At 45.8% G+C, this 21,263-nt stretch carries 19 protein-coding genes; 4 read left to right on the top strand and 15 right to left on the bottom strand.

Going from position 1 to position 21,263, the window contains the following annotated elements:
• Positions 1 to 257: 257 nt before the first annotated feature.
• The 10 genes from U2P89_RS02410 to U2P89_RS02365 form a co-directional block, all read right to left on the bottom strand.
• Positions 258 to 728 (bottom strand): hypothetical protein, encoded by a 471-nt coding sequence (locus tag U2P89_RS02410; RefSeq protein ID WP_322190525.1) that lies wholly within the window; start codon positions 726 to 728, stop codon positions 258 to 260.
• Positions 729 to 799: 71 nt separating this feature from the next.
• Positions 800 to 997: a hypothetical protein gene (locus U2P89_RS02405; RefSeq protein WP_092026564.1), complete on the bottom strand. Its 198-nt coding sequence runs from the start codon at positions 995 to 997 to the stop codon at positions 800 to 802.
• A gap of 25 nt (positions 998 to 1,022) precedes the next feature.
• Positions 1,023 to 1,460, bottom strand: coding sequence for a thioredoxin family protein (locus tag U2P89_RS02400; RefSeq protein WP_322190524.1), 438 nt, complete (start codon positions 1,458 to 1,460; stop codon positions 1,023 to 1,025).
• A 343-nt stretch (positions 1,461 to 1,803) separates the two neighbouring features.
• A complete protein-coding gene (locus U2P89_RS02395; RefSeq protein WP_091906940.1) occupies positions 1,804 to 2,097 on the bottom strand; it encodes a PG0541 family transporter-associated protein in 294 nt (97 codons plus the stop codon).
• Positions 2,098 to 2,152: 55 nt separating this feature from the next.
• The gene (locus tag U2P89_RS02390; protein ID WP_322190523.1) at positions 2,153 to 5,278 is read right to left on the bottom strand and encodes an efflux RND transporter permease subunit; all 3,126 of its coding nucleotides are present in this window, start codon (positions 5,276 to 5,278) and stop codon (positions 2,153 to 2,155) included.
• Between the two features lie 92 nt (positions 5,279 to 5,370).
• Positions 5,371 to 6,393: an efflux RND transporter periplasmic adaptor subunit gene (locus U2P89_RS02385; RefSeq protein WP_322190522.1), complete on the bottom strand. Its 1,023-nt coding sequence runs from the start codon at positions 6,391 to 6,393 to the stop codon at positions 5,371 to 5,373.
• 140 nt (positions 6,394 to 6,533) lie between these two features.
• The gene (locus tag U2P89_RS02380) at positions 6,534 to 7,982 is read right to left on the bottom strand and encodes a TolC family protein (RefSeq protein WP_322190521.1); all 1,449 of its coding nucleotides are present in this window, start codon (positions 7,980 to 7,982) and stop codon (positions 6,534 to 6,536) included.
• 91 nt (positions 7,983 to 8,073) lie between these two features.
• Positions 8,074 to 8,685 (bottom strand): TetR/AcrR family transcriptional regulator, encoded by a 612-nt coding sequence (locus tag U2P89_RS02375; protein WP_092026572.1) that lies wholly within the window; start codon positions 8,683 to 8,685, stop codon positions 8,074 to 8,076.
• 101 nt (positions 8,686 to 8,786) lie between these two features.
• A complete protein-coding gene (locus U2P89_RS02370) occupies positions 8,787 to 9,635 on the bottom strand; it encodes a LytR/AlgR family response regulator transcription factor (protein WP_019539097.1) in 849 nt (282 codons plus the stop codon).
• Between the two features lie 38 nt (positions 9,636 to 9,673).
• Positions 9,674 to 10,429 (bottom strand): LiaF transmembrane domain-containing protein, encoded by a 756-nt coding sequence (locus U2P89_RS02365; RefSeq protein WP_019539096.1) that lies wholly within the window; start codon positions 10,427 to 10,429, stop codon positions 9,674 to 9,676.
• A gap of 399 nt (positions 10,430 to 10,828) precedes the next feature.
• Here U2P89_RS02365 and U2P89_RS02360 point away from each other — a divergent pair, with 399 nt between their 5' ends.
• From U2P89_RS02360 to U2P89_RS02345, 4 genes are all read left to right on the top strand, one after another.
• A complete protein-coding gene (locus tag U2P89_RS02360; RefSeq protein WP_322190520.1) occupies positions 10,829 to 13,132 on the top strand; it encodes an NADP-dependent malic enzyme in 2,304 nt (767 codons plus the stop codon).
• A gap of 103 nt (positions 13,133 to 13,235) precedes the next feature.
• Positions 13,236 to 14,591, top strand: coding sequence for a TrpB-like pyridoxal phosphate-dependent enzyme (locus U2P89_RS02355; protein ID WP_091906951.1), 1,356 nt, complete (start codon positions 13,236 to 13,238; stop codon positions 14,589 to 14,591).
• 540 nt (positions 14,592 to 15,131) lie between these two features.
• Positions 15,132 to 15,680 (top strand): chromate transporter, encoded by a 549-nt coding sequence (locus U2P89_RS02350; RefSeq protein WP_161947593.1) that lies wholly within the window; start codon positions 15,132 to 15,134, stop codon positions 15,678 to 15,680.
• A 1-nt stretch (position 15,681) separates the two neighbouring features.
• Complete coding sequence (locus U2P89_RS02345) at positions 15,682 to 16,239, top strand: chromate transporter (RefSeq protein WP_322190519.1); 558 nt, start codon at positions 15,682 to 15,684, stop codon at positions 16,237 to 16,239.
• Here the strand turns inward: U2P89_RS02345 and U2P89_RS02340 are convergent.
• The 5 genes from U2P89_RS02340 to U2P89_RS02320 all read right to left on the bottom strand — a co-directional run bounded on the left by U2P89_RS02340 (position 16,233) and on the right by U2P89_RS02320 (position 21,145).
• Entirely contained in the window at positions 16,233 to 16,487 is a 255-nt protein-coding gene (locus U2P89_RS02340; protein WP_322190518.1) for a hypothetical protein, read from the bottom strand. The two genes, U2P89_RS02345 and U2P89_RS02340, sit on opposite strands and share 7 nt — an antisense overlap.
• A 21-nt stretch (positions 16,488 to 16,508) precedes the next feature.
• Positions 16,509 to 17,021, bottom strand: a complete 513-nt coding sequence (locus U2P89_RS02335) for a GNAT family N-acetyltransferase (protein ID WP_092027709.1) — start codon at positions 17,019 to 17,021, stop codon at positions 16,509 to 16,511.
• 57 nt (positions 17,022 to 17,078) lie between these two features.
• Entirely contained in the window at positions 17,079 to 19,499 is a 2,421-nt protein-coding gene (gene topA, locus U2P89_RS02330) for a type I DNA topoisomerase (RefSeq protein ID WP_313382293.1), read from the bottom strand.
• Between the two features lie 93 nt (positions 19,500 to 19,592).
• On the bottom strand, positions 19,593 to 20,186 hold the full coding sequence (locus tag U2P89_RS02325; RefSeq protein WP_076931028.1) for an IMPACT family protein: 594 nt from the start codon (positions 20,184 to 20,186) through the stop codon (positions 19,593 to 19,595).
• Positions 20,187 to 20,350: 164 nt separating this feature from the next.
• Entirely contained in the window at positions 20,351 to 21,145 is a 795-nt protein-coding gene (locus U2P89_RS02320) for an ADP-ribosylglycohydrolase family protein (protein ID WP_322190517.1), read from the bottom strand.
• Positions 21,146 to 21,263 lie beyond the last annotated feature (118 nt).

Here is a 21,263-nt window from a genome sequence, read left to right as displayed (position 1 = left end):
ATCATCGTAATAAAAATAGAATTTAAAGGATTTAGAATTTAGTCGGTTAATAGTGTTAATTAATAAAATTATTTTCTTTTCTCTTGTTTGACATTGCAAAGATATGGCCTTGAAACGCTGTCTGTCCTTAAAATTGACTCAAACGCTGTTTTTGGTTGCCGAACTAAAATATACCCATACTTAAAACCCTATAAGGATTTGAATAAACAACACAATCATTACGTCCTGTTATCTGCAAAAGATGGTAACCTTCAATCCTAATAGAGTGTATACCGCAAACTAAGGGCAAATCCGTTAAACCAATAGTCATTATAACTGTTGGTGAAGTTAAAAGAAGGTTTCCAGTCCAGCCCAACAGTATAAGGTGTGCGGGCGATACTGTATTCCAGACCAGCCAACAGATCCATTCCCAGTAACAAATTGCTTTTGTGTTTATCCTTGTCATGGTGTATGCCTCCCACATGGGCACCAATCCCTACAACCCATGATAAATCGGATGATCCCGGAACGAGTTGCTGATATTCATACATTCCCGTAAGCTGAAAATAGCGGGGTGATATAGAGAGAATAAATTCTGCCGCATTTTCGGGTGCAAAGAAATATTTTAGCGTTAAACCGCTGTCATACCCTAACCTTACCCCCAGAGCTGTATTATAATTTTGCGCATTGAGAGTCGTTGTAAGTAATGTAATAGAAAAGACGGTGATGAATAATTTAGTATGTTGCATAAATAAATCACATTATGTATTCATATTCAATTGATATACTAAAGAATTATGAACGGGAAGTATTATGAAGATTATTTCCTGATTAAGCTGCCTATCAATCCTCCAAGCAATAAGCCATATATGCAATTAGTCCACCATTCCGAAGAAAAACCAAAAGTACCGTCATAGATTCCATAATATTGCCAGTAAAAATATCCGGCAATCGATCCCAGAATCATTCCAAGGAAAGAGGTCATGTTTTTCCTAAAAAATAAAAAAACTGTCTTCATAACAATAACGGCTGATGGAACATTCCTAATGATGTATCTTATTCACTATCTTCCCTAAATTATTGATAGATACAACACCCATGACTCGTTTTGCTTCAACATCCCCATTAAATATTAATAAATTGGGAATTCCGGAAATATTGTATTTATAATAATATTCGGGATTCTCTTCTATATCCATAGCATAGAAATTAATACCGTAAAGGTTTTCTGCATCCAATTGCTCTATATTATATCGCATCTTTTGGCATAATTCGGAATCTTTCCGATAGAAAAACAGGAAGGTCATACCCTCTTTATCCAGATCAATCTCATCCACTTCCGTGAGAATGGAATTGGTCTTCTCCGATAAGGGAATATTGTCCATTTTCTTTCCGGCTATAATTTCGGTCAATATGCAGAATACCGCTATTGCCAGTACAAAATACCAGGGTTTGAAATAAAAAGAGTGACTATTGCTCATATTTATTTACTCAAGATTTATTTATGATTTGCCTTTTCAATAAGATTACTCCTGTAAAACTCATCACTGAAAATACTATTACGGATACGGTAGAGAGAATTGCTATTTTTAATCCTCGTTTCATTGCTTGATAAAATTTGAATGATCCCTAATTTTATAATACAAAGTTATGGTACAGTTCCGTGCCTTTTTTTACAAACTTACCGAAACGAATGTTTTGGTTACCCAACTGTACAAAATCGATACCCAAAAGTTGCCGGCTGTAACATGTACGACGGAAAATCCAAAAAGAAAGGCGCTACTTTTCAGCAACGCCTTCCCGAAATTGATCATCCAGATCGAATTACATCATATCTTCAATATTCCATGCAAAGGCACGGAGACCCAGGTTGGGCGACTCTTCATCGAGTTTCCTCAGATAGTCCAGCAACAGCTTCACCCGGTCGTCCTCCACGATAGTAAGGATGGCCTTGTTCACCGAAGGCCACGCGTGGGAACCGTAATGCGGTTCTCCGGTCTTGCTTCCCCGTCCGTGCACCTCTTTCCATGAAGTGAATCCGCGTATATTGAGTGAACTCAGGTTGCCCACGATCTCATCGTAGTGCGCCTGGTCTAAAGTTATCATTACTGCTTTCATATTTTCAATTACAAATTACTAATTACCAATTATCAATGTCCTCGCATTTTTCACTTTAACCAATCAATACCGCGCGGCGGTGTTTCCTGCGTCTTCTGCGCACACCGTAGCCTGCCATCATGGAATAGAGCGCCGGGATCAGTATAAGGGTAATGATGGTGGAGAAGGTCATACCTCCGATAATGGAGATACCCAGTGATTTCCACATCTCTGATCCCTGCCCTGTACCTATTGCCAACGGAACCATACCCAGGATAGTGGTAAGGGTGGTCATCAATACGGGACGCAACCTCGAACGGCCTCCATGGACTACCGCCGTGATAATGGACATACCTCTCTCCCGGTTCAGGTTGATGTAGTCGATCAACACGATGGCGTTTTTCACCACCATTCCCACAAGCATGATCAACCCGACAAATCCCATAATACCGAGTGGTTCTCCCGTAAGGGCAAGGAAGAGGATGGAGCCGGTAAAAGCAAACGGCACGGTCAGGATGATCATAAACGGATAGGTGAGCGATTCGAACTGCGATGCCAATACAATATATACCAGCAGAGAAACGATCATAAGAAGAAGTCCCAACTGTGAAAATGATTCCTGCTGGTCTTCCAGCGATCCACCGATCTCCATCTGTACTCCTGCCGGCAGATCTGCTTCGGCCATAATGGTATTTACATCGGTCACCACCTCACTCAGGGCACGACCGTAAATGGTACCGGTCACCGTGACAATACGCTGGCGATCCTGACGGTCGATCTGCGGCAGTGTAGAAGTTTCTATTACTGTCCCCAGGTCACGTACCCTCACACCGGCTCCCATCGTGTTGTATATCAATATATTTTCGATATCTTCAATAGACTGGCGGTATTGTTCTTCATACCGTACCCGGATATCATACTCTTCTCCTTCTTCACGGAAACGTGACATGACAAGACCGTTGATCCTGTTTCTGATAGCATTGGCCGCCGTACTCATGTTCAGTCCGTTCAACGCTAATTTCTCACGGTCGAACTGTATCTGGTACTCCATCCGGTAATCTTTTCTCGATACCGTGATGTCGCGCAATCCTTTCACGCCTTCCAGTTTGGTTCTCATCTCGGCAGCGAGTTGGTCGGTGGCTGCAAGATCATACCCGTAGATATTCAACGCGACATTACTTCCACCGGTCATTCCCATATCGCCTCCACCCGGCATTACCCGGAAACGATGCAACTCCGGCATATTGGCAAGATCCTGACGTATTTCGTCAGATATGTCATAGATGGTCTTTTTCCTGTTCTTGGCCTCCGTCAGACGCATCGTATAGGTCATGATATTGGAGGCATTATCCTGCATGGCTGCCCAGGTGTTATCTTCCGAAGCCGCGCCCACGCTGAAAGAGATGATCTCGATCTCCGGATATTTTTCCTGCATCCCCCGCGCTATCCTGTGGCCTGCCTCCCGGGCAACCTCCATACGGGTTCCGGTAGGCATCTCCACGGTAATGCCAATTTCGTTGTTGTCGGACGCCGGCATAAATTCCGTTTTCAAAGTGACGGCACTGACAACCACACTTATGATAAAAACAACCAGCACACCCAACAATGTGAGTCGTCTCCTGCGAGCCACCCAATTCACCAATCGGGCGTAAGCATGATCGATTCCGTTGAGCAACGGAAGTACTCTTCTACTATACCATTTGTCGAAACCGGACACCTTGGCATCCTTGTTCGAGCGCATCATCTTCGCACTCATCATCGGGGTAAGTGTCAAGGCTATGATCAGCGACAGGGAAATAATGATGGTCACCATCCATCCCAACTGCTTGAACATCACACCGGCAAAACCACCGACCATGGTCATCGGTAAGAATACCGCAATAATGGTCAGTGTAGAGGCGATTACGGAGAGGGATACTTCTTCCGTACCGTACACAGCAGCCTGTCTGACACGGCTCCCCCGTTCAATATGGGAGGTAATGTTTTCCAACACCACAATGGCATCGTCCACCACCATCCCGATGGTAATGGAAAGGGCTGAGAGAGAGATTATATTGATGCTATTGCCGGTGAGGTAGAGATAGATAAACGATCCGATCAGCGAGATAGGTATGGTCACCATGATAATGATGGTGGCACGCCACCGCCCCAGGAAGAAAAGCACGATGATACCGACAATGATAAGCGCCAGCACGATCGTCTCCAGCAAACTGTTAATGGATACCTTGATATATTCGGAAGTGTCCATTACCGTGACAAGCTTGATATCGGGCGGAAGGCTCTTCTCCAGTTCGGGCATTTGTGCCTTCACTGCATCGGCAATGGCCGCCGTATTGGCTCCCGACTGTTTCTGTACCACGATGGCAGCGCTGCGCTGCCCGTTGGTATAATTCTCCTGTATACGGGATTCCAGCGTATCTTTCACCGAAGCCACATCGCGCAGATAGATGGCACGCCCCTGGTTGTTACCTACAATGATGTTATTCAGGTCGCGGCTGTTCCTGAACTCTCCCTCGAGACGTAACATATAGGTCTGCGTACCGATATCGAAATTACCGGCAGGGACATTCACATTTTCAGTGGCGATCACTTGTGCGATCTGTTCCAGGGAAATATTGTATGCCTCCAGTTTTTCAGGTACCACATTCACCTGTATCTCCCTTTGGGGGGCACCACTGACGGAAACAGTACCCACACCCGAAATACGGTTGAGCGGGTTGGCCACCTGTTCGTCGAGTATCTTATACAGTGCTCCCGAGCTCTCTTGTGCGGTGGCAGAGAGCACTACTACCGGTATCATGTCAGAGCTGAACTTCAGGATCATGGGATCTTCCGTACCGTCAGGCAAAAAGCCCGATATCAGAGATACCTTATCCCGCACATCGTTCATCACGGCATCCATATCTGTACCGAATTCGAACTCCAGCATGATCATTGACATACCGTCCCTCGATTGTGATGTAATTTCTTTCAGTTTCTCGGTAGAGTTCAGGACATCTTCAAGCGGACGGGTTACATTGGTCTCCACGTCTTCAGCACCTGCACCCGCATAGGAGGTCATGACCGAGACGATATTCAGGTCGATATTGGGATAGAGGTCTATAGGCAGCTGCCTGTAGAACAAAAACCCTATCAGCACAACACCGATAAATATCAATGATGTTCCCACGGGATTTTTTACCGCGGTTTCATATATCTTCATCTAATTATAAATTATGAATTATAAATTATGAATTTGGGATTTGGGAATCGAAAATTATTTCTTCACTTCTCCTTCTTCTCAACTTCTTCACTTCAGTCAATAACTTCAACTTCGGTACCGTCAATCAGGCCTGTATTACCCTCTACGATTACCCTGTCACCATCGTTCAGGCCTGAGACGATCTCATATTTATCGTTGATACGGACTCCCAGTTGTACCAAAGTGTAGATCGCTTTTCCATCTTTTTCCACGAACACATAACGGTCGTTAGAACCTACCTGCTTCAATACAGCCCTGTCGGAAAGCAACGGGCGTTCATTGGTACCGAAGTTCATCTTCACACGGGCAAACATGCCGGGACGTAACCGCTGGTCGCCGTTAGGCACCGATATCTCTACTGTAAAAGTGTGCGAAACCGGATCGAGCGTGGGGTGTATCAACGATACGCTTCCCCGGAACACTTCCCCTCCCAGGGCATCTACCTGTACTTCTACCGGCATTCCCTTTACCACCTGGCTATAATAAGACTCTGAAACATTCACCTTCACCTTTACGGGATTGATACTCTCGATGGTGAGGATGGGGGACTGTCCGGCTACATCTCCCGGATCGTAATTACGAGCAGTCACCACTCCGTTTACGGGACTGGTCAGCGTAGTATTCTCATCCAGATTATTCAGGGCATACTCCGCCACATCGAGTTGGGTCTTTGCCTGGTCGAGTTGCTGTTTGGAAATACCACCTACTTCATACAGCTCTTTATAGCGTTCATAGTCCCTTTTCAACGTGGCTACCTGTGTCTGTTGTTGTGAAAGATTTGCCTTATCCATGGTTACCAACGCCTGTCCGCGACGGACTTGCGAACCAACATCCACCCTGATTTCACGAATGCGGCCTCCCATGGCGGGAGCAATATTATTCACCTGATCAGCCTCTACCGTAGCGGTAAAGGTCGATATCTGATCCACCGGTACCAATTGAACCTCTTCCACACGTACCTTTGTCTTCTGGATAGCTTCGCTTTCAGCGTTCCCGGTACGGTCTCCTCCTCCGCAGGAAGCAAGCAGTGCAACTGCCAGTAAAGGAGTTATTCTCAATAAACTGTATCGTTTCATATAATTATTTATATATTTTATTTTTAAATTGGGTTCCACATTTAAAATTCAAAATTCAAGATTCAAAATTCAAGATTTCAGATTTGACTACGTTGATTTGCCATTCGAATATTAAATTTTGAATCTTGAATCTTAAATCTTTATTCTATATTCACCGGTGCAATATCATAGCCGAGCACCTTTTCCAGGTCAGCTTTGGCTGAGAGATAGTCGTAAATAGCGTTCCTGTACTGCAATTCGGCATTCAGCACAGCCAATGCCGCCGCATTGACATCCACGATGGTACCCATCCCCGTCTCGTATCGCTTCAGAGTGATCTCATGACCTTTGCGGGCCTGCTCCACAGATGACTGGGTAGCCACCACCTGCTCGATATTTTTGTGGATAAGGTCGTAGTTGTTCCTGATCGACAGTTTGAGCCCCCGTTCCACATCCTTGCGCTGTTCATCCAACTGCCATAGCTGTATCTGCGATTGTTTCAAGTTGTGGTAGCGTTGTCCGCCACTGAAGAGAGGTATCTGAAGCGTAACACCCAGCATGGAATAAGGATCCCAGCGGTAAGTGCTGATCTTGAAATCGTTGTTCTGGCTCATATAAGTCCAGTTGAAAGAGGTAACGAGTGAGGGAGCATACTGCAGTTTCTGCAGTTCATAGGCTTTCTGTGCTTGTTCGGTCTGCAGGTCGAATTGCCTGATATCGCTGTTGTTCATGAGCGAAGTGTCTGCCGGGATAATGGCATCAAACATACTCTTCTCATAATCATCCAGTGAACCTACCACTTTCAGCGGCATATCGCTGTCGATCCCCATCAGCATTTTCAGTTGCAGTTCGGCGATTTTCATCATATTCTCCGACTGGAGTATACTGGGGATAAGGCTTTTCAGCCGTACATCGGCGGTGATCACATCATATTCAGCCACTATCCCCTGATTGTAGCGGTTACGGATGTCCTCCAGGTTAATGGAGTCTGTTTCGTAGGTTTTCCTGAAAACGTCGTGGCTGTCCTGTGCCAGCAGCAGGCTGAAGAATGATTTCTTTACCTGGTTTACCAGATCGATGCGCGATGCACGTGCTTTCTCCATGGAAAGTTGGATATCCACCTCACTCATCTGGATATTTTTCCAGAGCGAGGGTACCACTAACGGCAGGCTTACATTCAACCCCGCCGACCAGGAATTGAAACGTCCCATTTGGATACCTTCTCCGGAACTTTCGGTATCACCACCCATCACCTTTTGCAACACCTGCAGTATCTGTAACTCATCGTCGGTATAGTCTCCGGGATTAATGTCGCCACCCATGAAGCTGAAACCTTCATCAAAATATACCGTCTGCCTTTTGATGGCACGCTGGTACTGCCCGATCAGGTCCATCTGCGGCAGGAGTGCACCGTAGGCCGATTTCTTCGCATACTGCTTCTTGGTGATCTCCATATCGGCAACCTTCACCGTGGGATTTTCGCTCAAGGCAATCTCCAATGCCCGGTTCAAATCGATCCGCAAACTATCGGTTTGTTGTGCTGTCGCCGTCGATAAGCCGGCAAGACCCGGCAGTATCAGTAATAATAGTATTATACTTCGTAGATTCATTACTTCATTTCAATTAAAAATTCAATTACATTTAAACGAAAACGGTCATTAGAATTAGTCGTTTTCAATTTTTACTGCTTAATGAAAATGTTTACTTACCTGTTCTTTGTTGTTCTAAGTACGCGTCTATGATCCTGATCCCTTTCCCTGTCAATATACCCCGCACAAAGTTGATCATCATTGTGTAAAAAAGTTCTCTAAACGAAAAAGGAGGCTTTTCGAGGTAGGAGGCGCGGATATAAGTGTAGGTACTTTCTTCTACCAGAAAGGCAGCTACATTCACATTCAGATCCTCACGGATATATCCCTCTTCAATCCCCTGCCGCAGGAAATTCCTCAAATGAATATTATTGATCTCGGTATGCCTCCTGATTAGACTGGCAGCCCGAGGATAATATTTCTGAATATCTTCGAAGAATTTTACATTGCAAACAGGTGCATTCTCATGCACTTCGATGATTTTGATAAAAACCTCCACCACATTATTGCATTGAGCGAAAAGAGTTTCAAACATCTCTTTTCTTCTATCTCCAAACCAGACAAGTGTAGACAACAGAATATCTTCCTTATCTTTGAAATTCTCATACAATGTTCTTTTAGAGATACCTATCGAGGATGCTATCTCATCCATCGACACATTCTTTATACCGTATTGCCGGAACAGATCGCCCGCTTTTTCTATAATTCGTTCCTTTAATTCCATTTTTATATTTAAAAAAGCGGTGCAAAGGTAAAACGGAAAACTCAAAAACTCAAATTGGTTTTCCAAGTTTTAACATACTTTACATTAAGATTCTGTTACGCTCAGAGGTTCAGCACGGTCCGCAACGCCTTGTAGCCCGCAATGCTGGCCCTGATCTTGTCTCCGTTCTTAAGGGTAAGCATCTGATTCTGTTTTTCGTACATCTCTATACGAAGTATCTTTTCCACATTCACAATATAAGAACGATGCACTCTAACGAACTGAGACGAAGACAGACCGGCTTCGAAATACTTCATGGTCTCTTCTTTGAGAAACCTGTTCTGGTCGGTTACTATCTGCACATAATCGCCGTCGGATTGGATATAGACAATATCAGGGACAAGAATCACGTGTATCTTCTGACCAATCTTTACCGCTACCCGTTCCAGCACTTCGCTCTCTTCATTGTTATTCTCTTTTTCCCTGTCGGCGTGCGGTTCCGCGGAGTCTGTTTCCGGTCCCTCTTCTTTCTGTCTCTCCTTTTCAGTTTCCCTTTGTATCATCCTGAAATGGATCATTTGCACATGTATCACATACATAAACAGGCCGATAAAAACGGACAACGGAATAAGTGAACGAATCTCATCCCTGTTTTCATTCCCGAGCAGAAGGATGGAAGAGAGATAACCAAAGAGCACCCAGATGGATACATAGAGGAACCCCAATGCGAAATAATTGATAAACCGCTGAAAGACATCTAATCTCACATAGTTGGAAGATGGAATGATGACTGCCAGCAGCATCCCCATTCCCAACAAGATGATCGCATCGATGCAACTCTTGAGTAAAAGCAAACCGCAGGGAAAGGAGACAATCGGGCGAAATGCCGCCGTTTGCAATAGGGCGTACATTACGCCCAGGACTATCACCGGTAACAGTCGTAAGGGTATATACGTCAATGAGAGTTTCATTCCTTGTTTTTAAATTGGGTTACCGTTTTTCTGTTTGTCTACCGTATTTCGCATCCTCCGAAGGTCAGATTGCCTTGCAGTATCAACTTTCGGGTATGATCGGGCTGGGAAATGATCCGATTATCTTCAACACCTCCCAGAACAGTCTGAAATCGTGTCTCGATCCACCAATCACCGGGAATATAGAGTTCCACTCCGCCAAAAGTGGCGTCAATATCGAGAAAGGTCTCTCCTTCCGGGAGCGTGGTTCTTCTCAGGTCGAGCACCACACCGCCAAAAGTGGCGTTTATGCTGCCGCCGCTGAAAACAGGGTCTAAGAAAATGCTCTCGGAACCGCCGAATAGTACGCTTTTGTCTATTCTCCCGTTTACGTTTTCTGTAGAATCGGCTCCTATCTGTTTGTATCCGTGCTGCCTCCTACCCCTGCCGGAACCTATCCTGAAAACAAGCACAAGTCCCAGGAGGATGAGCAATACCGGCCAATAGATACGGGCAAAATCCGTATCAACGCCGCTGATAAATCCCGGATAAGCTTCCGCTATACGGGGAAGCAGGAAGAAGAGTCCTGCGATCAACCAAATCACCCCGAAGGAATAATCTCTTTTGGAAAAACTGATAATGGAAAGTACAATAAAGATCATCGGCCATGAAAACAGGATAGGTCTGAGGGCGGCATCAATCCATCCGAAATTAAATGATAGAAACAGCAACCCGGCTATAATCAACAACAGACCGAAAATAATCCCTTTCGACTTTGGCGAATGATGAAATGTAGAACATGAATTTGTTTCCATAATAAATACAATTTAGAATTTGCACAAATTTACGCTTCAAAAGGGGTCGGAAACAACTGAAAATCGATGAACGCATCCGATTTACCCGACGAATGAACTATTTTTTCCTTTAAACGATACCTTTTTTCTCCGTCCTGGATAATATTTATCTTTGGGCTGTAAATGTATGAAAATAACAGTAAGCCATATGAAAAGAAACACATTTTTTTATTCTTTTTCTCGTTGGAGACAACTCTCCTGCTATTATCTGTAAGTTGCATCGGTAAGGGGTAACGCCAGGCCCATGAACGCAAATGGTTTATTGGTATTGTGAAGGAGAAGCAATAAAAATTATAATTTGTGATGATAATTTTATAAATTTGCACACATTTACATTTTTACCCCACAATAACAATCAAAATGGCAAACAGTAAACTACGAGATGATGCACTTGCCTATCATTCGCAAGGGCGTCCCGGAAAAATAGAAGTCGTCCCAACTAAACCCCACAGTTCGCAACGCGATCTCTCACTCGCCTACTCTCCCGGCGTGGCAGAACCTTGCCTGGAGATCGAAAAAGATCCGCAGACAGCCTATGATTACACATCGAAAGGTAATTTAGTGGCGGTGATCTCCAACGGTACAGCCGTACTGGGTCTGGGTAATATCGGAGCAATAGCCGGCAAACCCGTGATGGAAGGAAAAGGGTTACTCTTCAAAATATTCGCCGGGATCGATGTGTTCGATATCGAGGTGAACGAGAGAGATCCTGAAAAATTCATCGAAGTGGTGAAGGCTATCTCCCCCACTTTCGGAGGTATCAACCTGGAGGATATCAAAGCGCCGGAATGCTTCGAGATCGAAGAACGCCTGAAAAAGGAACTGGATATACCCATTATGCATGACGACCAACACGGAACGGCGATCATCTCCGCCTGCGGTCTCTTAAATGCACTGGAATTGAACGGTAAGAAGATTGAAGATATCCGTATCGTGGTAAACGGTGCAGGAGCCGCTGCCAACTCTTGTACGCAGTTGTACATCGCTCTGGGTGCAAAACCGGAAAATATTGTGATGCTCGATTCAAAAGGGGTAATCAACACTTCGAGGACCGACCTCAACGACCGCAAAAAACCGTTTGCCACTACCCGCAATATCTCTACGTTGGAAGAAGCGGTAAAAGATGCCGATATGTTCCTCGGACTTTCGGTGGCTGATGTGCTTACTCCCGAAATGCTCCGGTCGATGAGCTCCGACCCGATCGTATTTGCGTTGGCCAACCCCAATCCGGAGATCTCCTATGAACTGGCCATGGCATCGAGAGAGGATATTATCTTCGCTACGGGTCGTTCCGATTATCCCAACCAGATCAATAATGTACTGGGATTCCCCTATATTTTCCGAGGAGCGCTCGATGTGCAGGCAACCTCTATCAACGAAGGGATGAAAGTCGCCACAGTGTATGCACTGGCTGAACTTACAAAAAAAGCGGTACCCGACGTGGTAAATGCAGCCTATAGCATCAAAAAACTAAGCTTCGGAAGAGACTATATCATTCCCAAACCATTGGATCCAAGATTACTGACGACGGTAGCCCCGGCAGTAGCAAAAGCAGCTATGGAATCGGGAGTAGCCCGCAAGCCGATCACCGACTGGGAACAATATGACCATAAGCTACGTGACCTGATGGGATTGGACAACAAGATGATCCGCCGCCTGTTCGAGATGGCACGCCAGAACCCCAAGCGGGTAGTCTTCTCAGAGACTAACCACCTGAATATGTTGAAAGCAGCTGAAACGGCATATGCCGAAGGTCTCTGCAAACCTGTTTTGCTGGGGAATGAAGAAAAGATCTCCAAAATGGCGAAAGAAAACCAGATCAGCCTCGAAGGGATCGAGATTGTGAACCTGCGGCACGACCGTGAAGAAGAGCGGCGTTTGCGCTATGCGGAAATCCTTGCGCAAAAGCGGAAACGGCAGGGTATGACCTTCGATGAGGCAGCAGAAAAGATGTTCGAACGGAACTATTTCGGCATGATGATGGTGGAGACCGGCGATGCCGATGCCATGATCACGGGTGTATTCAGCAAATATGCCGATACTACCTTTATTGCCAAGGAGGTGATCGGCATCCGCGACGGGTTGAACCATATCGGAGCCATGCATATCGTCAATACCAAGAAAGGTGTGCTCTTCCTTGCGGATACGCTTTTCAACCGCCACCCCGACACCGAAGCGTTGATAGATATTGCCCGGCTGGCCAACGCTACCGTCAAGTTCTTCGCGCATGACCCGGTGATCGCCATGATTTCCTATTCCAATTTCGGGGCAGACTCGGTGGGTAGTCCCGCCAGCGTGCACAAGGTGGTGGAGACGCTGCACGAAAGATACCCGGACCTGGTAGTCGATGGTGAAATGCAGGTCAACTATGCACTCAACAAAGAGTTACGCGACAAGAAATATCCGTTCACCCGCCTGCAGGGCAAAGAGGTGAATACTCTGGTATTTCCTAACCTCAGTTCGGCCAATTCGGCGTACAAACTATTGAGGGAAACGGGGACAAGCGACATTATCGGCCCCATCCAGATGGGATTGAACAAACCGGTGCACATCCTCGATGTGGAAACATCGGTACGTGATATCGTCAATATGGTGGCGGTAGCGGTAATAGACGCGATCGTGGAGGAAAATATCCAAACCAACAACCTCACAAGGATAGAATAAAAAACATCACCTCACCCCGGCAATGTAAATCCGGGCAACTACCCTATAAAGCGGTTTTACAGGGGGAAACAAACAGAAAATTAAACCTAAACAAAATATAGAAATGATGGAAAAAAGAAAGAAATTCATTCTCCCCGAAGCAGAGATACCTACCCAGTGGTATAATGTGACGGCTGAAATGAAAAACAAACCTCAACCCATGATCAACCCGCAGACGAAAGAACCATTGAAAGCGGAAGATCTTTATCCTCTTTTTGCCCAAGAGTTGTCGCGTCAGGAGATGAACCAGACCGATGCCTGGATCGATATCCCCGAGGAGGTTAGAGAGAAATACAAAATTTACCGCCCCAGCCCGCTGGTACGCGCTACCGGCTTGGAAAAAGCACTCGGCACACCGGCACATATCTACTTCAAAAACGAAAGTGTAAGCCCGGTAGGTTCACACAAACTCAATTCGGCACTGCCTCAGGCCTACTATAATAAGATAGAAGGAATAACCAATATCACTACCGAGACCGGTGCAGGGCAATGGGGTACTGCACTGGCATTTGCCGCAAAGGCATTCGACCTGGAACTGGCGGTCTATATGGTGAAGATCAGCTATGAGCAGAAACCCTACCGTCGCTCGCTGATGCAGACCTGGGGAGCCCAGGTGATCCCTTCCCCCAGTATGTCGACCAAAGCAGGACGTAAAATCATCACCGAGCATCCCAATTATCAAGGCAGTTTGGGAACAGCTATCTCCGAAGCCATTGAATTGGCCATGCAGACTCCCAACTGCAAATACACACTGGGCAGTGTGCTCAACCATGTAGCACTGCACCAGACGATTATCGGCCTGGAAGCAGAGAAACAGATGGCCATGGCCGAGGAGTATCCCGACGTGGTAATCGGCTGTTTTGGCGGTGGTTCCAACTTCTCCGGTATCAGCTTTCCGTTCCTGCGTCACAATATTGCCGGAAAAACCAACACAAGGTTTATCGCCGCCGAGCCGGCATCCTGTCCCAAGCTGACGCGAGGGGAGTTCCGTTACGATTTTGGTGACGAGACCGGCTATACACCGCTGATCCCGATGTACACACTGGGGCACAAGTTCGCCCCGGCCAATATCCACGCCGGAGGATTGCGTTATCACGGAGCCGGCAGTATTGTGAGCCAACTGCTGAAAGATAAATTGATTGAGGCGGTAAGCATCAAACAGTTGGAGACGTTTGAAGCAGGTATACTCTTTGCCCGTACCGAAGGTATCATCCCTGCCCCGGAATCGACCCATGCTATTGCGGTAGCCGTCCGGGAAGCATTACAGGCCAAAGAAGAGGGAAAAGAAAAGGTTATTCTGTTCAATCTCTCTGGACACGGATTGGTAGATATGGCCGCTTACGACCAATATCTGGCGGGTGATCTGAGTAATCATGAGGTTTCGGATGAAGATATCCGCAAATTTTCAGCTGAGTCCTGATCTCATTGAGAATAAGCGATATTGCGGATAAACAGACGAAAAAGGGTGAAAAATAACATAAATAATTTGGAAGTTTCATTTTTAGCCCCTATCTTTGAAAATACAAATTGAATGAGTTATTGCCGCATTGGTCGATTGGGAAACTCATCAATTACATTTTATGAACCGAGACTCGTTTTTGGCATCAATGGCGGGCCGCATCCTTCGGGATTCCGGTTTTACCGGGACAGCGGATTACAAAGATACCGGGACACTCAAATCCTGTCATAAGGAGTTTCGTCTTATTCCACCGGTGCGGCTTTTTATAAAAAGCAGATTAGCAAGAAGATCTTCTCTGATTGCAATCTGCTTTTCACTTTATATAATAATTCGATAGATATTCGATAGTTGTCCGATGGTTCTTCGGTTATTCAATTGTAATTCGTAAACTACGTGCGAAGCACGAATAAAGCACGAAGTGCGAACAACACGAGCGGAGTGAGTGAATAACAGCGAAACGAACAACGAGAGTGAAGTGAACGAATAACAGCGAAGCGAATGATAAAACAATATTGGGAAATCTTCATTGTCTTTTTTAAGATCGGCGCCTTCACTTTTGGTGGTGGTTACGCCATGATTCCCCTTATCCGCAACGAGGTAGTCAACAAAAAGAGATGGATACAAGATGACGAATTTATAGATATGCTTGCTATTGCCCAGTCCATGCCCGGCCCTATCGCACTCAATACAGCCTTGTTCGTGGGAAATAAACGGCGAGGATTTAAAGGCAGCCTCTTTTCTGCAGCAGGCGTTATTTTACCCTCCTTTATCGTGATCCTGCTTATCGCCATGGTGTTCACCCAGTTCAAGGATAACGAGGTAGTAGAGCGTATATTCAAAGGTATCCGTCCCGCAGTGGTAGCACTAATTGTCGCACCCCTGTTGAGTCTGGGCAAATCGGCCGGGGTGAGATGGAAGAACCTATGGATTCCCGTTGCTGTAGCACTTGCAGTCTGGCAGCTAAACGTCTCCCCCATGTATATTGTACTCGCAGCTATCCTTTTAGGAATTTCCCATTTTATTTATTTGAGAACGAAAATAAATAAGTAATATGGAACTATTGGACCTCTATCTGGCATTGTTTGTAGCATTCTTTAAGATCGGCCTGTTCGGTTTTGGAGGAGGGTATGCCATGCTGCCTCTTATACAGCACGAGATCGTCGATACGCATCAATGGATGTCGGTAAGCGACTTCACCGATATTGTGGCTATCTCACAGACCACGCCGGGGCCTATAGCCTTCAATTCAGCTACTTATATAGGTTATTCGGCCGTTACGGAGATGGGGTTTGCGTCGGGTTACGGAGTGATCGGCTCGGCAATCTGCACCTTTGCGGTAAGTCTGCCCTCTCTTATCCTGATGACACTTGTCACCGCTTTTTTCTTCCGCCTCAAGAATAACCCATGGTTGCAGTCGGCCCTCTCGATTCTGAAACCGGCTATTATCGGGCTGATTGCTTCCGCAGCACTTATACTGATTACTCCCTACAATTTTATTGATTATAAAAGCTGGATCATTTTTGGAGTGGTATTGGCGGCATCCATCAAAAAGGTAGATCCGATCCTGCTTATTTTCCTCTCCGGTGTGATGGGACTGGTTCTTTACTGAGCGGCGTTCTCCGGTCTCCCGGATTCATTTGTCTCATTTGAAGCTTCTTTCTGAAATTCCGCTGACTCCTTGAGCGCTTTTTTCAATGCCTTTTCAGCCTTCCGCCTTCTCCGGCTCCTCTTTCCGGCCCGGATAAGCAGTACCAGAAAAAACAGGAGTAATAGCGCAATCAGAACTAAAAACCATGTTTCAGTATAAAAAGGGTCGTTACTATAGTCAATACCTATATCAAGGTTTATCTCCTTCATCTCCATCAATCTCATTCAATCTCACTCAATCTCACTCAACATATCTGTTCTCTGATAAGCAAGCCGTTCTGTCCCATTGGAGACATAAATGATACCGCAGTAGGTAAATCCCAGTTTTTTGAGTATCCGCTGCATCACACGGTTATCACGATGCGTATCTACCCGAATGTTGTTACATTGAGAGAAACACCACCGGAAGCAGGCTTCGGCAATTCCTTTTTCTTTACCTGATGATGCGATACGGTGTACGGTACCATAGAGATCATTATTGAGCCATTCTCCCTCATAGATCTTCTCATAAGTAGGATCATCGCCAATGATAAAACAGAAAGTACCAATCAATTCTCCCTCCTGGTTTTCACAGACAAAACTGTGTCCTGCATCTATCTCTTCTTTGATAAAAGCAACCGAGGGATAGCCGTCCATCCATTGCGAAGCATTTCCGGTACTGCACATAAAATCACGAGCGATGGCATATATCTCCATCACCTCCGGCAGATCGTCATGGGTTGTGGGTCGTATCCGGGTGATCATTCCAATTATTTACAGCACTACGGTTGGGTTGTCTTGACTTTTGATTCTTATCTCTCTTTATGCCTTTTTTGCCGATGGTTTCTTGGTTGTCTTCTTTGCCGACGATTTTCCAGTCGATGATTTCTTTGCCGCAGTCTTGGTGGCGGCTGCTTTTGTTGCTCCCTTCTCAGCTTTGGGTTCCTTTCCCTTATCGGTATCGGCAATAATCTTACGGCAATCTTCCAGGGAGAGTTCCTCCGGTTTTTGCCCTTTGGGAATCTTATAATTCGATTTTTTATAGGCGATATAGGGACCGTAACGACCGTTCAACACCTGTAAGTCGGTATCTTCTTCAAAAGTTTTGATGATCTTTTCCTTATCTTTTTTCTCCTTCGCCTCGATCAGTTCAATAGCTTCATCGAGCCGGACCTCTAACGGATCGACTCCCTTAGGCAATGAAACAAATTTATTGTTGTGACGGATATAAGGACCAAACCGACCAACCCCGATCACCACCTCTTTCCCTCTAAATTCACCCACTGTTCGCGGTAATTCAAACAGTTTCAGGGTCTCTTCGAGAGTGATGGTCTCGATAGATTGTGATTTTTGCAACGAAGCAAAAAGCGGTTTCTCCTCTTCATCCTGGGTTCCTATCTGCGCCATGGCGCCATAACGGCCGATCTTCACAGACACCTGCCGTCCCGTCTTAGGATCTGTACCCAACACCCGTTCCCCCGCCTTATGTTCGGTACGCATCTGGGATGTCTCCTCCACAATGGGATGAAACATCTTATAGAAATCAGCGATTGCTTTATTCCACTGCGCTTTTCCTTCGGCAATCCTGTCGAAATCCTTCTCCACATTCGCAGTGAAGTTATAATCGACGATCGAGGGGAAATATTCTATCAGAAAATCGTTCACAACCATACCGATATCGGTCGGGATTAATTTGTTTTTGTCGGCGCCGGCAATTTCTTTCTTGTCGGTATCTTTGATAACACCTTTTTTGAGGGTAAGGATATTATAGATTCTCTCTTCTCCTTCTACATTTCCTTTTTCCACATACTCCCGGTTGATGATGGTAGAAATGGTTGGTGCATAAGTGGAAGGGCGTCCGATACCCAGTTCTTCCATCTTCCTCACCAATGCTGCTTCGGTATATCTCGGAGGACGCTGTGTAAAGCGCTCTGTAGCATTCGTCTCCAGCATGGTGAGTTGTTCACCTTTTTTCATGGGAGGCAGCATCCCTTCTTCATTCTCACCGTTCTCCTCGTCGGTTCCTTCCAGATAGACCCGCAGAAATCCGTCGAATTTAATTACTTCACCGTTAGCCACGAATTTACCGTCGTTGTTGGAAATAGTGATATCTGCAGTGGTGCGCTCTAATTCGGCATCCGCCATCTGCGAAGCAATGGTACGCTTCCAGATCAGCTCATAGAGCCGCTTCTCCTGGGCAGTACCATCAATCTCATGTGTACTGATATAAGTCGGGCGGATAGCTTCGTGCGCCTCCTGTGCACCTTTAGACTGGGTAGCGTACTGCCGGCTTTTGATATATTTCTCTCCGTATTGACTGCTAATTTCCGTTTTGGCAGTTCCGATCGCCAGTGCGGAAAGATGTACCGAGTCGGTACGCATATAGGTAATCTTCCCCGACTCGTAAAGGCGTTGCGCCACCATCATGGTCTGCCCTACCGAGAAGCCCAGCTTACGCGACGCTTCCTGTTGCAGGGTGGAGGTTGTGAATGGAGGTGCAGGCGATTTCTTTGCCGGACGAACATGGACATCTCCCACGGTAAAGGCCGATGCCTTGAGTTGCTCTAACAGCGCCAGCGCTTCGGCTTTGGTCTTGAGCCGTTTGTTATATTCGGCTTTGATCTCATATTGATGCCCGTTCTCCTCTTTAGAGAAAAGGGCTACAATCCTGTAAGCCGCTTCCGATTTGAAATTCTGGATTTCCCGTTCCCTTTCGACAATCAGGCGTACTGCAACAGATTGCACACGTCCGGCAGAGAGGGCCGGTTTTATCTTTCTCCACAATACCGGCGAGAGCTCGAAACCCACAATACGGTCAAGTACCCTCCGCGCTTGCTGTGCATCCACTAAGTTCTGGTCGATCTTACGGGGATTTTGGATTGCTTGTTGAATGGCATCCTTTGTGATTTCGTGAAATACGATACGTTTGGTCTTATCCTCCTTCAGCTCCAGCGCATCAAAGAGATGCCATGAGATGGCCTCCCCCTCGCGGTCCTCATCGGAAGCGAGCCAGACCGTTTCAGCTTTTTTCGCCGCCGCCTTCAGCTCATTAACAACTTTTTTCTTATCGGCAGGAATCTCATAAATCGGCATAAAGCCGTTCTCAATATCGATACTGAAATCTTTTTTCTTCAGATCGCGAATATGCCCGTAGCTGGACATGACATGAAAATCCTTTCCGAGAAACCTCTCAATTGTCTTTGCTTTCGCAGGTGACTCTACGATAACCAGGTTTTTATCCATTCAACTTTACAATTTGGGTGCAAAAGTACTAAGTTTTGTGTAAGGAACAATATCTTTTTCAGAAAATCCTTGTTTGTGAAGGTGTTTTTATGTTTAATAGAGGGTCACTCCATGAATGGAAGTCAACATATTAGTAAGCTGTGGAGACAATGTCCGGCGTATTTCAAGACGCATACGGCAACTATCGGTAAAATCCTGTGTCCAGCGCACGGTATCAAATTGTTTTAACACACGCATCACCTCATTGAGCAAGGTATAATCGAAAGCGATATTGATGGTATCATCGACTGTTCTTTCCACGATCTCCGCGTTGGCAACGGCATCGGCGGCCGCCTCCTTGTATGCTTTGATCAATCCGCCCGTTCCCAGAAGTGTACCGCCGAAATAGCGCACTACGGTAATCAGCACATCGGTCAGTTCGGCTGAATTGATCTGTCCCAGGATAGGCCTTCCCGCCGTTCCCGACGGCTCCCCATCATCATTGGAGCGGAAATCGATTCTCTCCCACCCCAACATATAGGCCCAACAGACATGGCGGGCATCGTAATATTTCTTGTGTTGCTCATCCAGTATCTCTTTCACCTCTTCAACACTCTTCACCGGAAAGATGTGAGATATGAACTTACTTTTCTTTTCGGTGATATATCCTTCGGCAGGTCGGATTACGGTTTTATATGTATCGTCCATACCACAAAAATAGTAAAAGTGGATGGAACAGGCATAATGCCGACAGGGTTGTTTTATTGTTTCACGCTTAACTTAATTATTTCAATGTTCCTCCCACGGTATTTCCTTTATCAATATTTATACGCAAATAATTCTCTTTAACAGCTATTATGCCTATGACTCTTTTATCTCGAAGATATCCTCTTTTCAAACAGGTCTAACACGTCGATGAACATTTCGGGTAAGATATTATATACTAAATCGAGAATATAGATGGGGATTTCCTTGTAATAAGCTGCGGCAATGGCTCCTGTCATACAGGCTATGGTATCGCTGTCGCCTCCGATTGAAATAGCCAGCCGGATAGCGCTTTCATAATCCGAACTTTCGAGGAAAGCTATGATCGCTTGCGGGACGGAACCTTGGCAAGTAGTGTCGAAAGTATAATACGGACGGATCTCATCAAGCGTAAAATTGAGATCGTAGCCAAAAGTTTCGGTGATGTATTGTTTTATTTCATCCTTCGTTTTTCCCTTTCGGGCGAAAAAAACGGCAGAAGCAACTGCCTGTGCGCCTTTGATACCTTCAGGATGATCGTGGGTCACTTCCGCTGTTTGTCTGGCAACGTCCAGCACCTCTTCCAGCGTGTCAAAGGCAAAACCGACAGGACTCACACGCATCGCCGAACCGTTTCCGTAACTTCCGTATGGTGCACGGTTTTCCGATTGCAGCCATTCGATAAAAAAGCCGCCATACCCCCGGTAAGGATGCTTCCGTCCATATTTCCAAATAGTTTCGGCAAAATCTTTGTCATGGAGAATAGCATCGGCTACGGCGACCGTGAGTACAGTGTCATCCGTAAAGTCCGATTTATCCGAGAACAACGGAAACTTTGCTGTTTTCACGTTATTCCGTTCAAAAACGGAACCAATGATATCACCCGCGATTGCACCTATGATAGTTGGTGTAGGATAAAGCATGATTATATCAAAAAAACTTACCCGCCAAACCGGTAGTTGAACAGGAATGGCGGGTAAATAAATTATCACTACTGACCGGATAAAATTTCAGAAAAAAATGGGGCTACCGCCTCAAGGT

It is taken from the genome of Proteiniphilum sp. (assembly GCF_034331125.1).
Taxonomy (GTDB): Bacteria; Bacteroidota; Bacteroidia; order Bacteroidales; family Dysgonomonadaceae; genus Proteiniphilum; species Proteiniphilum saccharofermentans.
The sequence above is the reverse complement of the archived record's forward strand: the minus strand, read 5'-3'. Positions and strand labels throughout refer to the sequence as shown.